General features: G+C 71.0%; 15 protein-coding genes and 1 tRNA gene. 9 read left to right on the forward strand and 7 right to left on the reverse strand.

Features of this window, described 5'->3' with window-relative positions; all coding sequences use genetic code 11:
* The first annotated feature begins 21 nt into the window (after positions 1 to 21).
* Positions 22 to 552 carry a hypothetical protein gene (locus ACBJ32_RS18225; RefSeq protein WP_375127723.1) on the forward strand — a complete coding sequence of 177 codons (531 nt, stop codon included), beginning with the start codon at positions 22 to 24 and terminating at the stop codon, positions 550 to 552.
* Here the strand turns inward: ACBJ32_RS18225 and ACBJ32_RS18230 are convergent.
* Positions 543 to 1,319 (reverse strand): SDR family oxidoreductase, encoded by a 777-nt coding sequence (locus tag ACBJ32_RS18230; RefSeq protein ID WP_375127724.1) that lies wholly within the window; start codon positions 1,317 to 1,319, stop codon positions 543 to 545. The two genes, ACBJ32_RS18225 and ACBJ32_RS18230, sit on opposite strands and share 10 nt — an antisense overlap.
* 62 nt (positions 1,320 to 1,381) lie before the next feature.
* On the opposite strand from ACBJ32_RS18230, the gene ACBJ32_RS18235 reads away from it, so the two are divergent.
* Entirely contained in the window at positions 1,382 to 1,705 is a 324-nt protein-coding gene (locus ACBJ32_RS18235; protein WP_375127725.1) for a hypothetical protein, read from the forward strand.
* Here ACBJ32_RS18235 and ACBJ32_RS18240 read toward each other — a convergent pair.
* Positions 1,692 to 2,144, reverse strand: a complete 453-nt coding sequence (locus ACBJ32_RS18240; RefSeq protein WP_375127726.1) for a hypothetical protein — start codon at positions 2,142 to 2,144, stop codon at positions 1,692 to 1,694. The two genes, ACBJ32_RS18235 and ACBJ32_RS18240, sit on opposite strands and share 14 nt — an antisense overlap.
* Positions 2,145 to 2,188: 44 nt before the next feature.
* Between ACBJ32_RS18240 and ACBJ32_RS18245 the strand changes: the two genes are divergently transcribed.
* From ACBJ32_RS18245 to ACBJ32_RS18265, 5 genes are all read left to right on the forward strand, one after another.
* The gene (locus ACBJ32_RS18245) at positions 2,189 to 3,199 is read left to right on the forward strand and encodes a helix-turn-helix transcriptional regulator (protein WP_375127727.1); all 1,011 of its coding nucleotides are present in this window, start codon (positions 2,189 to 2,191) and stop codon (positions 3,197 to 3,199) included.
* Between the two features lie 30 nt (positions 3,200 to 3,229).
* The gene (locus tag ACBJ32_RS18250; protein WP_375127728.1) at positions 3,230 to 4,096 is read left to right on the forward strand and encodes a hypothetical protein; all 867 of its coding nucleotides are present in this window, start codon (positions 3,230 to 3,232) and stop codon (positions 4,094 to 4,096) included.
* A gap of 481 nt (positions 4,097 to 4,577) precedes the next feature.
* Positions 4,578 to 5,687, forward strand: coding sequence for a glycosyltransferase (locus ACBJ32_RS18255; protein WP_375127729.1), 1,110 nt, complete (start codon positions 4,578 to 4,580; stop codon positions 5,685 to 5,687).
* Between the two features lie 120 nt (positions 5,688 to 5,807).
* A complete protein-coding gene (locus ACBJ32_RS18260) occupies positions 5,808 to 6,146 on the forward strand; it encodes a hypothetical protein (protein ID WP_375127730.1) in 339 nt (112 codons plus the stop codon).
* 211 nt (positions 6,147 to 6,357) lie between these two features.
* Positions 6,358 to 6,903, forward strand: a complete 546-nt coding sequence (locus ACBJ32_RS18265) for a GNAT family N-acetyltransferase (protein WP_375127731.1) — start codon at positions 6,358 to 6,360, stop codon at positions 6,901 to 6,903.
* 376 nt (positions 6,904 to 7,279) lie between these two features.
* Here ACBJ32_RS18265 and ACBJ32_RS18270 read toward each other — a convergent pair.
* Both ACBJ32_RS18270 and ACBJ32_RS18275 read right to left on the reverse strand, forming a co-directional pair.
* A tRNA-Ala gene (locus ACBJ32_RS18270) sits at positions 7,280 to 7,352 on the reverse strand.
* Positions 7,353 to 7,418: 66 nt separating this feature from the next.
* Entirely contained in the window at positions 7,419 to 8,339 is a 921-nt protein-coding gene (locus tag ACBJ32_RS18275) for a TetR/AcrR family transcriptional regulator C-terminal domain-containing protein (RefSeq protein WP_375127732.1), read from the reverse strand.
* 169 nt (positions 8,340 to 8,508) lie between these two features.
* Between ACBJ32_RS18275 and ACBJ32_RS18280 the strand changes: the two genes are divergently transcribed.
* The gene (locus ACBJ32_RS18280) at positions 8,509 to 9,678 is read left to right on the forward strand and encodes an FAD-dependent monooxygenase (RefSeq protein WP_375127733.1); all 1,170 of its coding nucleotides are present in this window, start codon (positions 8,509 to 8,511) and stop codon (positions 9,676 to 9,678) included.
* 197 nt (positions 9,679 to 9,875) lie between these two features.
* Here the strand turns inward: ACBJ32_RS18280 and ACBJ32_RS18285 are convergent, their stop codons facing one another.
* From ACBJ32_RS18285 to nadD, 3 genes are all read right to left on the reverse strand, one after another.
* Positions 9,876 to 10,505, reverse strand: a complete 630-nt coding sequence (locus ACBJ32_RS18285; RefSeq protein ID WP_357867156.1) for a histidine phosphatase family protein — start codon at positions 10,503 to 10,505, stop codon at positions 9,876 to 9,878.
* A 34-nt stretch (positions 10,506 to 10,539) separates the two neighbouring features.
* Positions 10,540 to 10,935: a ribosome silencing factor gene (gene rsfS / locus ACBJ32_RS18290; protein ID WP_357867153.1), complete on the reverse strand. Its 396-nt coding sequence runs from the start codon at positions 10,933 to 10,935 to the stop codon at positions 10,540 to 10,542.
* Between the two features lie 94 nt (positions 10,936 to 11,029).
* Entirely contained in the window at positions 11,030 to 11,647 is a 618-nt protein-coding gene (nadD, locus tag ACBJ32_RS18295) for a nicotinate-nucleotide adenylyltransferase (protein ID WP_375127734.1), read from the reverse strand.
* Positions 11,648 to 11,743: 96 nt separating this feature from the next.
* Here nadD and ACBJ32_RS18300 point away from each other — a divergent pair, with 96 nt between their 5' ends.
* The gene (locus tag ACBJ32_RS18300; RefSeq protein WP_357867148.1) at positions 11,744 to 12,766 is read left to right on the forward strand and encodes a M48 family metallopeptidase; all 1,023 of its coding nucleotides are present in this window, start codon (positions 11,744 to 11,746) and stop codon (positions 12,764 to 12,766) included.
* Positions 12,767 to 12,809: the final 43 nt, after the last annotated feature.

Raw genomic sequence — 12,809 nt, forward strand, 5'->3', positions numbered from 1 at the left:
CGACCCGATGGAGCTTGTTTGATGCTTTCCTACATCCTCAACATCTTCAACTTGATCGTGACGCTCGTGGTGCTGCTGGGTGGTGTCACGCTCATGGCGATGCGCAGGAAGGAGCACGGCCGCGCCTCGGTGGTCGGCATGGTGGGCTGCATCGCGCTCCTGCTGGGTGGCGTGATCAGCGGCGTGTTCGCGTTGCTGGCCCAGGATCTCGTCGAGTCGCTGGGGCTGGGCGGGTACCAACCGGTCTTCTTCATCATCAACGTGGCCGTCATGCTCTTCCAGACGGTCGGGACCGCGCTGCTGGTCTGGGCGGTCATCATGCCCAGGAACCGGCCGCAGCCGTCCGCCCAGGGGGCGTGGCAGCCGCAACCGGAGTGGCAGCCCGGGCAGCCCGACTGGCAGGGCGGATCACAGCCGGGGCAGCCCGGGTGGCAGCCCGGGCAGCCGGGACAGCCTGGGCAGCCGGGGTGGCAGCCTGGGCCGCAGCAGCAGCCGCCCGGCTGGCAGACGCCGCCGCAGCCGCCCTTCGGCCAGGGTCACGGTCAGGGCTGAGCCTGGCGCAGGTACGCCTCCCAGGTGATCTCGCCGGCGGGCCGGGCCCGGGTGGTCAGGTGGCCGGCGCGGAAGGCCCGGCCGAGCCCGCCGGGAAGGCGCAGGCGCAGCACCGGCCTGCGCAGGCGCCGGGCCCGCAGCCAGCTCGCCGCGGCCTCGGCCATGGTCAGCGACTCCGGGCCGCCGTACTCCTGCACCTCGCCGCCCGGCCCCCGGCCTGCCAGCGCCGCCAGGTGCCCGGCCAGGTCCCGCACGTCCACGGGCTGCACCGCGATGCCCGGGTCGACGATCAGGAAACCGAGCCTGGCCATCCCCCGCAACGCCTGTGCCACGAACTCGTGGAACTGCGTGGCCCGCACGATCGTCCACGGCACCGGCCCGCCCTGGACGAGGCGCTCAGCCTGCACCTTTGTCCGGAAATATCCCCATGGCACGCGATCCACGCCCACGATCGAGACGTAGATCAGGTGCCGCACCCCGGCCTCCCGGGCCGCCGCGAGCAGCACCGACGTGCCGTCGAGCTCCACCCGGCGCGTGTAGCGGCCCCGGTAGGGCGCCGAGGCCAGGTGCACGATCACGTCCGCCCCCGACACGGCCGCCGCCACGCCCCGGCCGGTGGTCAGGTCCGCGACCGCCCACCGCACGCCACCGCCCGCGGGGCGGGCCGTACGGCTGGTCGCCCGCACCTCGTATCCCGCCTCGGCCAGGCTCTCCAGGACGGCACGGCCGAGGCGCCCGCTGCCGCCCGTCACGAGTACAGATGTCATGAGGCATGGACGGGGCAACCCCGGTAAGTGTGACAATGTTGCCGTACCCGACACTCCGCAGCGTGTTCGAGGGGACCATGACGCGAGAGCAGCCCGGCCCGCAGGATCCCGATCCCAACCAGACGATCCGCTATCCCCGCCACGGGCAGCCGGACGAGCAGGGGCCTCCGGACGCGCCCAGCACGCGGCGGTTGCCGTACACGCCGGACATGCTCCCGGACGTGCAGCACTACGAGGCCAAGCCGCCGAGGTCGGGGTGGTGGTGGGTGATCGTGGTCGGCGGGCTCGTGCTGCTCGTCGCGGCCGTGGCCGTGGCGGCGGTGCTGTGGGTGCGCTCCGCCTCCGCCACCGGGGCGCCGGCCACGCAGACGGTCACGCTCGGGTGAAGTCCATCGTCCAGTTCGTCTCCCAGGTGCGGCCGTCGTCGTCGGAGAAGGCCTGCTCCCAGCGGGCGGCGCCGGCGCCGGCGACCGTCCAGACGAACCGGCAGCGCACCGGCCGGCCCTCGTGGCTCTCCTCGCCGTGGAACACGCCCCTGTCCCCCTCGAACGCGCCCACCATGGGCCTGGTGTCCAGCGCTCCTGTGGCGCTGCTGGCCCAGTAGATGGACCACTGCCGGGTCGCCGGGTCGTACACGCGCACGGTCAGGCCGCTGGTCCCCTTGGTGGGGAACTCGATCTCGTCGAAGCTGGCCGCGCCGCCGAAGTGCCGGGTGGCGACGGTCCGGCCGGGGAACTCGTCCCATTCGTCGCTGCCGGACAGGGGCTTGACGAGGCGGCGGTTGACCACGTCCCAGTGACCGGCGAGAAAGTCGAAGTCGTTCATGCGGAGAACGTACGGCAGGGTCACTGACAGGTAGTGTCAGTGATATGCGTGCCTCTCGCCTGGTCTCCATCCTCCTGATGCTGCAGACGCGCGGGCGGATGACCGCGCAGGAGCTGGCCGAGCGGCTGGAGGTCTCGGTACGCACCATCTACCGCGACGTCGAGTCCCTGCACGCCGCGGGCATCCCCCTCTACGGCGACGCGGGCCCGAAGGGCGGCTACCAGCTCCTCGACGGCTACCGCACCCGGCTCACCGGCCTGACGGCGGACGAGGCGGAGTCCCTGTTCCTGGCGGGACTGCCCGGACCCGCGGCCGAGCTGGGCCTGGGCACGGTGGTGGCGGCGGCGCAGCTCAAGCTGATGGCGGCGCTCCCGGTCGAGCTGAGGGACCGCGCGGGCCGCATCCAGGAGCGGTTCCTGCTCGACGCGCCCACCTGGTACCGCGATCAGGACCCCACGACCTACCTGGCCGCCGTGGCCGACGCCGTCTGGAACGAGCGGCGCATCCAGATCAGGTACCGGCGGTGGAAGCAGCCGCAGGAGGTGGAGCGGCGGCTGGAGCCGTACGGGCTGGTGGTCAAGGCGGGGCGGTGGTATCTCGTGGCCCGGGCGGGCGAGGACGTGCGCACGTACCGCGTCTCGCAGATCCTCGACCTGCAGCCGCTGGCGGAGGGGTTCGTCCGGCAGGAGGGGTTCGATCTGGCCGCCTACTGGGCGGGGCACCTGGCGGAGTTCGAGGCCAGGCTGCGCTGGGGCGAGGCCGTGGTGCGGCTGTCGCCGCGCGGGGTGCGGCGCCTGGCCGATCTCATGACGCCCGGGGTGGTGGCGGCGGCCAGGCAGAGCGCGCTGCCGCCCGACGAGGAGGGCTGGACGCGGGTCACGGTGCCGATCGAGTCGATCGAGCACGCGGTCGGGGAGTTCCTCAGGCTGGGCACGGATGCCGAGGTGCTGGCCCCCGCCGCGTTGCGCGAGCGGCTGGCGGCGACGGCGGACGAGCTGGCCAGGCGTTACCGGGAGGCGGGAACCGCGCCGATTTATGGGGATATCTCGGGATAAGACACCCCTCGGCCCCAGGATGCGCGCGCCATGGACCTCCACGAGCGCCTGCTGGTCCAGGTCAGCGTCAGGGACGTCTACGACGCGACGACGCTGGCCGGTCACCCCGGCTCCGGCCTGGTCTTCACCGGCCAGGCCGGCCACGACGCGGTGCGCATGGTGCGCAGGGCCGGCTACGACGGGCCGCTGCTCGCCGATCGCCGCAGGTACGCCGGGTCCGCCCGAGTGCGGGGCACGGCACGGCTGTCGGCCGACTGGATCGCGGACCAGGTGGAGGCGGGCGCGACGGCCCCGCTCACCGATTCCGGATATGTCGGTGAAGGGGACCACGAAGCCCTGCACGCCATCCTCGAACAGGCCCTCCAGTGGGACGGCGCCGTGGCGGTGCTGCCCGTACACGCCCGCTGGGTCATCGAGGACCGCGGCACGCTCCTCCGCACGGTCGCCGACTACGGGTCGCCGGTGGCGCTGGTGGTCGAGGACGGGCCACCGTACCGGCCGGTCCCGCTGCCCCTGCTCTCGGCCGGGGTGAGCGCGCTGGGGGCGCTGGCGTACGGGGCGGAGTGGGCCGCGATCGGCGTCCGGGAGGTGCTCCGGCACCTCTACCCGGAGCCGCACGAGGTGCGCGGCGGGTGGCGGCGGGGCGGGGCGCGCAGCGCGTTCGTGGTGGAGCGGCTGGAGTTCGTGCCGGTGGAGCGGCTCGGGGAGGGCACGTGCGGCTGCTCCACCTGCCGCGGTCGCCCGCTGCGCCACCTGGCGGGGGCGGAGGAGCTCCACGTGAACACGCACAACGCCAAGGTCCTGCACGGGCTGCACAACCGCCTGGTACGGGCCACGCACCGGGAACGGTGGTGGCGGAGCCTGACGGAGACGGCGGCCTCCGGCACCGCGCCCTGAGGCTCCGGCGCCATGTGCGGTCCGGCGCACTGACGCTCCGGCGCCATGTCCGGTCCGGCACACTGACGCTCCGGCGCCACGTCCGGCCCGACGCACTGAGCCCCAGCGCCACGTCCGGCCCGACGCCCTGACGCTCCGGCGCCACGTGCGGTCCGATCCGCGCCATCACGGCCTGCCGCAGTGTAGGCAGCCTGCCGCGCTCGCCACTCTCCGGCCCCGTACCAGCGGCGGCGCAATCCCGGCCGGCCCTTCATCCACAGGACAACCCGGACAGCCGACCCTCCATCCACAGAACCGCATTCGGAACCTCGCCACCCAGGCCCGAAGAGCATCCTCAGAGCCACCTCGCACAACAACCCATCGCACAACCAAGGAGCCAGAGGATGCCCGGAGGCCCACCCACGCTCGGTTTCAGCCTGATCGTCTACGCCACGGTCGGCCTGGTGACCCTGATCGCGCTCAAGCTGAGGAGGCGACGCAGGTGACCACGCCCTCCTCGCCGACGCTCACGCCCACGTCAACACAGGCGCGAACGTCCCCGCCCCTGACCGTCACGGTCATCATCCCGGCCCACAACGAGGAGGCAGGTCTCCCCGCCACCCTCCGCTCCGTCAAGTCCCAGTCCGTCCCGCCAGAAAAGATCATCGTCGTGGACGACGGCTCGACCGACCACACCGGCGACGTCGCCGCCTCCTACGGCGTCACGGTCCTGCGCCCGCCCCGCAACCTGGGCAGCAAGGCCAAGGCCCAGAACCACGCGCTCCCCCACTGCGACACGGACCTGGTCCTGGCGGTGGACGCCGACACCGTCCTGGCCCCCGACTACATCGAGCACCTCAAGCCCGCCTTCGACGACCCGGCCGTGCAGGTGGCGGCCGGCAACGTACAGACCCGGTTCGCCCGCACCCCTTGGGAGCGCGGCAGGTCCACCGAGTACCTGTTCGGCTTCCACTGGCACCGCCCGATCCAGCAACTGGCGGACAGTCCGATGGTCTGCTCCGGCTGCTGCTCGATGTTCAGGCGCACAGCCCTGGCCGAGTCCGGCGGCTTCCCCGAACGCACCATCGTCGAGGACATGGACTTCACCTGGAGCCAGCAACTGGCGGGCCGCCGGGCGGTCTACGTCTCCGACGCCGTGGCCTGGGCCGCCGATCCGGAGACCCTCACCTACCTCCGTAAGCAGGTGTGGCGCTGGATGGCCGGCTTCATGCAGAACGTCCGCCTCCATCTCCCTCGCCTGCTCACCCGCAAGCCCATGCTCGCCACCTGGATCATCGTGGCGCTCCTGGAGATCCTGGTGGCCCCGCTGTGGTGGGCGGCTCCGCTGCTCCTCGTCACGACCTTCCACGAGCCGCTGCCCCACACGCTGGGCTGGTGGGCGGGCGCCGAGCTCCTGCTGACCGTCCCAGCCCTCCTCTACGCGGCCAGACGCCGCCGCCTCCCCATCACGCAGGTCCTGCTCAACCTCCCCTTCGTCTACCTGAACAAGGCGGTGAACCTCTACTACGCCTGGAAGGCTCTCCTGGTGGAGCTGGTCCTGGTCCCCCTCCGCCTCTCCCGAGGCCTCGTCATCTACGAGAAGGGCCGCTGACCCCACCGGCCACCCAGTGACAACAGCATCGCTCTCCGTAACTATTCAGATACGAAGAGTAGTCATAGGATGTGGTGCCGATCGAAGCCTTCATCCCATCCCGAAGGGACATGCTCCGCCATGAACGCACGCAGGACCGCCACCGCCCTCTCCTCCCTGACGCTGGCACTGGCAGTGTCGCTGTGCACCCCCGCCCACGCCGCCACAGGGACCTTCAGCTACACCTACCCGACCCCGGACGGCACGAGCATCGCCGACCTGACAGACCCCCACAGCGGAACCTGCATCAACCTGCCCGAGGTCTACGACATCGAGGACAGCGCCCACACCCCCGTCAACCACACCGATTCCACAGTCACCATGTTCACCGGCATCGACTGCACAGGCGACTACTACTCCCTGCGCCCAGGCGGCCGGGCAAGCAGCCGCCTGCTGCTCAAGTCAGCCGTCTTCTCCTGATTCCCCACCCCGGCACACCAGCAAGGCGGGACACCCAGGCACGATCCGGACGAGCCCACAGTGTCCCGCCTTGAACCCTACGAGACGCGCTGCCGGCTCCCGCGACACCGGCCCCGTAGCATCGATCCACACAGATCCACACCGGCGCGAGCCCGAGACGGACCGATCCACCTCGGCCCGCGCCGATACCGCCCCCGGAACGAGCGGGAGATTGGCAAAACAGATGGCCGACCCCGAGCTGACCAGCGACCGGCTCCTCTTCACCCCGCTGTCCGTGGCCGATGCCGAGGAGATGGTGCACGTCCTCAGCGCGAAGACCCTGTACACCTTCACCGGAGGCTCCCCGCCCACGCTGGACGAGTTACGCGCCCGCTACGCCCGCCAGGCCATCGGCCGTTCCCCTGACGGCAGCCAGGAATGGCGCAACTGGATCCTCCGCACCGGACCGGACGCCCAGGCGATCGGCTACGTCCAGGCCACCATCATGGACAACGGCCGCCGAGCCGAGGTCGCCTGGGTGATCGGCGCACCGTGGCAGGGCCGGGGCTATGCATCCGAAGCCGCCAGAGCCCTGATCGCCTGGCTCCGCACGACCGGCGTCACCACCGTGCAGGCCCACATCCACCCGGCCCACACCGCCTCCGCCACCGTCGCCCGCAACGCCGGCCTCCTCCCCACCGTCCAGCTCGACGACGGCGAGCAACTCTGGCAGCACACCTTCGGCCAAACTCCCCGACCTCCCACCCGCCCGCGCTGACGAGCCTGAGGCCCGATCCGGCCGACCTCGGCGATCACCGGGCAGGTCGCACGCAACGGCGGCTCACCGGCCACCGCACCCCGGCCCCGAACCGGCCGCCGCGCCAGCCTCAGCCCCAGACCCGCACGCAACGGCGGCCCACTGCCACCGCACCCACGCCCGAGATCGGCCGCCGCACCCCAGCCTCAGCGCCAGACCCGGCAGCCGCACCCCAGCCTCGAATCGGCCGCCGCACCCAGCCTCAGCCCCAGACCTGACCGCCGCGCACCAGCCCCGGATCGGCCGCCCCCTCCCAACGGAGGCCTGCGCTCACACGCCACACCCGCACAACACAAACGCCCCGATCCTGAACCCAGGATCGGGGCGAGTTGTCCTGTGGAGCTATGGGGATTCGAACCCCAGACCTCCTCCATGCCATGGAGGCGCGCTACCAACTGCGCTATAGCCCCTGGTCACCGCTCCGAGTCCACCCGTTGCGGCGCTCCGAGAGCATATAGCCATCCGGCCCCATTCGCCTAATCGCGCCGCCCGCCCCGCGCCCTGGCCACCAGAACGGCCAGCCCGTCGAGCTGCCGCCGCAGGCCGAACTCGAAGACCGAGTCGAGGTCCAGGTCCAGCCCGGGTTGCTCCACCACCTTGGCGAGCGTGGGATAGGCCCCGGAGGCGAACAGCGTCCCGAGCTCGGCCTCCCGTTCCCGCATCCAGTCGTCGTCCGTGATCCCCGTCTCCGTACGCGCCTGCTCCTCCGCCTCCAGGCTGACCGCTGCCCCACGGACGTAGCTCAGCAGCGACAGCACGGCGTGCATCATGGCGTTCGCGTCCAGCCCGACCCCGTCCAGCGCGCGCAGCAGCCGGTCCGTGTGCGCCATGCCGTGGGGCACGAACTCGGGCCTCGTCAGGGACACGGCCCGCGCCAGCCAGGAGTGGCGCCGGTAGATGCGCCACTGCTGCCGCAGCGCCAGCTCCAGCTGCTCCCGCCAGCCGCGCGGGATGCGTTCCGGCGGCGGATCGTCCCCGTACACCGCGTCGGCCATCAGGTGGATGAGCTCGTCCTTACCTGCCACATGCCGGTACAGGGACATGGCGGAGGCGCCCAGCTCGGTCGAGATCCGCCGCATCGAGACGGCCGCGAGCCCCTCCCCGTCGGCTACCCTGATGGCCGCCCGCACGATGCGCTGCCTGGTCAGGTCCTGTACGTGCGTGCGCGCGACCGCCTCGCGCCCCGCCACCACGGTGCCCACCCCCGGCACCGCCCGCGCCAGCCCCTCCTCCTGCAGCCTGCTCAGCACCTTGCTGGCGGTGGCCATCGCCACCTCCCACTCCTGGACGATCTGCCGCGTCGAGGGCAGCCGATCACCCGCCGCCAGCTCTCCGGCGGCGATGCGCCGCCGCAGCTCTTCGACGATCCGGAGGTACGGCGCACTTTCCCGATCCACCGGCCGTTCCTCCCACCCGCACGGCATGCCTGGCGCACTAGTGCACCAGCCCGATTTCTACCAGACATCTCCTGTGCGCGCACTAGTGCAGCAGACACCCATCTTGCCGCGCCAACGCGCCGTTCCTAGAGTGCGCGTACAGCGTAAACACCCAAGGAAGGCCACCCCGATGCGCGACCTCGCCGTCCTCATCTCCGGCGCCGGCGTAGCCGGCCCCGCCCTGGCCCACTGGCTGGCCCGCCACGGCAACCACCCCACCGTCGTCGAACGCGCCCCCGCCATCCGCCCGGGCGGCCAGGCGGTCGACTTCCGCGGCGCTCCCCAGCTGGAGGTCCTGGCCCGCATGGGCATTCTCGACGCGGTACGGCAGGCCCAGACCCGCATGGGCGACATCGCGATCGTCGACGAGCGCGGCAGACGCCTGTCGAGGCTGCCCTCGGAGGCGTTCAGCGGGGAGGTGGAGATCCTTCGCGGCGCGCTGAGCCGCATCCTGCACGACGCCGCCCCCGCCGAGTACGTCTTCGGCGACTCCATCACCGCGCTGGCGGACACCGGGGACGGCGTCCACGTCACCTTCGAACGATCCGCCCCCCGCACCTTCGATCTGGTCGTAGGGGCGGACGGCATCCGCTCGAAGGTCCGCGAGCTGGCCTTCGGCGACACCTCCGGCCGGATCCACCACCTGGGCATGTACGGGGCGATCTTCTCCATCCCCAGCACGTACCACCTCGACCACGAGGGCGTCATGTACAGCGAGCCCGCCACCTGCGCCACCATCGTCAGCACGGGCGGCCGGACGAGGGCCTCCCTGGACTTCGCCGCGCCCCCGCTCACCTACGACCACCGCGACCGGGCCCAGCAGCAGGCCCTGGTCGAGAAGGCGTTCGAAGGGGTCGGCTGGGAGGTCCCGCACCTGCTCGGGCGGATGCGGGCGGCCGACGACTTCTACTTCGCCCCCGCGGCCCAGGTCGTCCTGCCGTCGTACTCGTCCGGCCGGGTGACGCTCCTCGGCGACGCGGGTTACGCCCCGGGGCCGGGCGGCATGGGCACGGGCCTGGCGCTGATCGGCGCGTACGTGCTGGCGAGCGAGCTGGCCGAGGCGGGCGACCACGAGACCGCCTTCAGCCGGTACGAGAGCCGCATGAGGCCCTATGCGGCCGTCTGCCGGCGCCAGGCGCAGGGAGCCGACAAGTTCCTGGTTCCCCGGAAGAAGTCCCAGATCTGGCGACGTAACCAGATGATGCGCCTGCTGCCGTACATGCCGGGCAAGAGCCTCATCAAGCGCATGACCGAACGCGCCGCCTCCGCCATCGACCTCAGGTCCTACGCGACGCACTGAGATCATCCGTACGGAGCGCCGCCCCTTCCATGACATCGCCGCGCCCCCGGCCGCTCCACCGAGATCGTCCGCGGGCAGGAGGACGCCATGCTGCTCCACCGGCCCCGCACACGCTCAGCCCGTTCAGGCTGTCGTCGGGTGGTTCGCCCGGGATCGGCCCTCGTATGCCCGTACGGCCCCCCGAGCCGTACGGACCGTCAGGCCTCGGCCTCGGGCTTGTCGTCGCTGTGCACCGGCTCGGGCAAGGTGCCGGCGTTGTGCTCCAGCAGCCGCCACCCCTTGCGCCCTTCCTGCAGCACGGACCAGGAGCAGTTGCCCAGCCCGCCCAGCGCCGGCCACAACTCCTCGGGCAGCCCGAGCAGCTCGCAGATGCCCAGCCGCAGCGCCGCGCCGTGGGAGACCACGACCAGCAGCCCGTCGTCGTCGACCCGGGCCGCCCACCGGCGCATCGCGGTCGCCACCCTGGCGGCCACGTCGGTGACGGGCTCGCCGTCGGGCGCCTCCCAGGCGGCGTACTCCTCGGGCCAGCGCGCGGCGATCTCCTCACGGGTGAGCCCTTCCCACTGCCCACCGCCGCGCTCGCGGAAGTCCTTGTCGACCGCCACGTCGAGCCCGATCAGCCGTCCGAGGGCCAGGGCGGTGTCGTTGGCCCGCTGGAGGTCGGAAGAGACGATCATGGTGGGCCGCAGCGAGGCCAGCAACGAGGCCGCCCTGGCGGCCTGCGCGACACCGGTCTCGTCGAGAGGGATGTCGGAGTGGCCCTGGAACCGCTGCTCGACGTTCCACAGAGTCTGCCCGTGACGCAGACACACGATCCGCCGGCTCATGCGGCGGCCTGCCGGAAACGCATGAAGGTGGGGCTCACGCGCGGGCCCGCTGGAGGTTGGCCTGCATCACGCTCTCCGGCAGCGCGATGGCCGGGCAGTCCTTCCAGAGGCGTTCGAGCGCGTAGAACGTGCGGTCTTCCTCGTGCTGGACGTGGACGACGATGTCGATGTAGTCGAGCAGCACCCAGCGGCCCTCGCGCTCGCCTTCACGGCGTACGGGCTTGGCGTCGGCCTCGGTGCGCAGCCGATCCTCGATCTCGTCGACGATGGCGCGTACCTGACGGTCGTTGGTGGCGGAGCAGAGCAGGAAGGCGTCGGTGATGACGAGCTGTTCGCTCACGTCGTAGGCGAGGATGTCATCGGCCAGCTTGTCGGCCGCGGCTTCCGCGGCGATGCGCACGAGCTGGACGGATCTGTCAGATGCGGTCACGATGCGGGTCTGTCCTCCTGTGTCGGCAGCATGCCCTTATGTTGAGGGTACCCTTCCAGCCCGAAACCCCTCACCTGTGTTTCCCCGAGCCCCGTCAACCGGCCGCGTGGTACAGCCCGCGCTTGTTGATGTACTGGACGATTCCATCGGGCACCAGATACCAAATCGGCTCGCCCTTTGCCACGCGCTGACGGCACTCGGACGAGGAAATGGCAAGGGCGGGAATCTCCAGCAACGTCACGCGGCCTTCGGGCAGGCCAGGGTCGTGCAGGGTGTGCCCGGGGCGCGTGCAGCCGACGAAATGCGCCAGCTCGAACAGCTCGTCGGCCTGCTGCCAGTCGAGTATGGCGCCGAGCGCGTCGGCGCCGGTGATGAAGAACAGCTCGGCCTGAGGCCCGTATATCTCTGAAATATCACGCAAGGTGTCGATGGTGAACGTCGGCCCCGGTCGGTCCACGTCCACCCTGCTGACCGAGAAGCGGGGATTGGACGCCGTCGCGATGACCGTCATCAGGTAGCGGTCCTCGGGCGCCGACACCTCCCGCTCGGACTTCTGGTATGGCCGTCCCGTCGGCACGAAGACGACCTCGTCGAGGTGGAAGTGATGGGCCACCTCGCTGGCCGCGACCAGGTGCCCGTGGTGGATGGGGTCGAACGTCCCACCCATCACGCCCACTCGCCTCATCCCCTGCACACCAGGCGCATTCATCATGAATCGGACCTTACGCGGACGCTTTCCCCCAACATGAATGGACCCCCCTTCGTGATGACCGCGCATCACTTCCGTTGCGGACGTAGCATGCCGGGCATGACGACCACCCCGGACCGCAACCGCGTCCAACTGCCCGGCATCTCGTCCCGAGCCTACGAACACCCCGCAGACCGGTCCGCCCTGGTCGCTCTGCGTAAGTTGAGTGGGTTCGACACGGTTCTCAAGCAGATGTCCGGCCTCATCAGTGAGCGGCGGCTGCGCCTGATGTACCTGGCGTCGGCCGTACGCGTGAGCGAGACCCAGTTCCGCTCCCTCTACGACATGGGCCGCGACGCCGCCTACACCCTCGACCTGCACCGGATCCCCGAGATCTACGTCCAGCAGGACCCGCAGGTCCAGGCCAAGGCCATCGGCTTCGACGACCCGTTCATCGTCGTGACCACCGGTCTGCTCAACCTCATGAACGAGGAGGAGCAGCGCTTCGTCATCGGCCACGAGACCTCGCACATCCTGTCGGGGCACGCGGTCTACCGGACGATGCTCGACATCCTCACCCGCCTCGCCACCCGCGTCGCCTGGATCCCGCTCGGCTACATCGGCCTGCGGGCGATCGTCGCGGGCCTGGAGGAGTGGTACCGCAAGTCCGAGCTGTCCTCCGACCGCGGCGGCCTGCTCGTCGGGCAGGACCCCGAGGCGGCCAAGCGCGCGCTGATGAAGCTCGCCGGCGGCGACTACACCCACGAGATGAACATCGAGGCGTTCCTGGAGCAGTACCAGGAATACGACACCGCGGGCGACCTTCGCGACGGCTTCCTCAAGGTCCTCAACCTCCTCGGCACCACCCACCCGTTCGCGGTGGTGCGCGTGGCGGAGCTGGACAGGTGGCAGCGCAGCGGCGAGTACGAGCGGATCCTCGGCGGGGACTACCCCCGCAGGGAGGACGACCCCAACGCGAGAGTGACCGACGAGATCAAGGCGGCGGCCGAGTCCTACCGCGCGTCCTGGCAGCAGTCGCAGGACCCGTTCATCGGCGTCCTGCGCGACGTGGCCGAGGGCGCGGTCAACGCGGGCGAGCGCATCTTCAACCGCTTCTCCCGCCGCGACGGCGGCCAGGGCTGAACACCGCGCGACCGATCGGCGTGATCGACCGCGCCGGCCCGCC

The sequence above is a fragment of the Nonomuraea sp. GTA35 genome (assembly GCF_041950525.1).
In the GTDB taxonomy this organism is placed as follows: domain Bacteria; phylum Actinomycetota; class Actinomycetes; order Streptosporangiales; family Streptosporangiaceae; genus Nonomuraea.

Excerpts from the sequence above, each read along its gene's own strand:
- ACBJ32_RS18225 (WP_375127723.1), top strand. The coding sequence starts at position 22 with ATGCTTTCCTACATCCTCAACATCTTCAACTTGATCGTGACGCTCGTG.
- ACBJ32_RS18230 (WP_375127724.1), bottom strand. The coding sequence starts at position 1,319 with ATGACATCTGTACTCGTGACGGGCGGCAGCGGGCGCCTCGGCCGTGCC.
- ACBJ32_RS18240 (WP_375127726.1), bottom strand. The coding sequence starts at position 2,144 with ATGAACGACTTCGACTTTCTCGCCGGTCACTGGGACGTGGTCAACCGC.
- ACBJ32_RS18245 (WP_375127727.1), top strand. The coding sequence starts at position 2,189 with ATGCGTGCCTCTCGCCTGGTCTCCATCCTCCTGATGCTGCAGACGCGC.
- ACBJ32_RS18250 (WP_375127728.1), top strand. The coding sequence starts at position 3,230 with ATGGACCTCCACGAGCGCCTGCTGGTCCAGGTCAGCGTCAGGGACGTC.
- ACBJ32_RS18260 (WP_375127730.1), top strand. The coding sequence starts at position 5,808 with ATGAACGCACGCAGGACCGCCACCGCCCTCTCCTCCCTGACGCTGGCA.
- ACBJ32_RS18280 (WP_375127733.1), top strand. The coding sequence starts at position 8,509 with ATGCGCGACCTCGCCGTCCTCATCTCCGGCGCCGGCGTAGCCGGCCCC.
- ACBJ32_RS18285 (WP_357867156.1), bottom strand. The coding sequence starts at position 10,505 with ATGAGCCGGCGGATCGTGTGTCTGCGTCACGGGCAGACTCTGTGGAAC.
- nadD (WP_375127734.1), bottom strand. The coding sequence starts at position 11,647 with ATGATGAATGCGCCTGGTGTGCAGGGGATGAGGCGAGTGGGCGTGATG.
- ACBJ32_RS18300 (WP_357867148.1), top strand. The coding sequence starts at position 11,744 with ATGACGACCACCCCGGACCGCAACCGCGTCCAACTGCCCGGCATCTCG.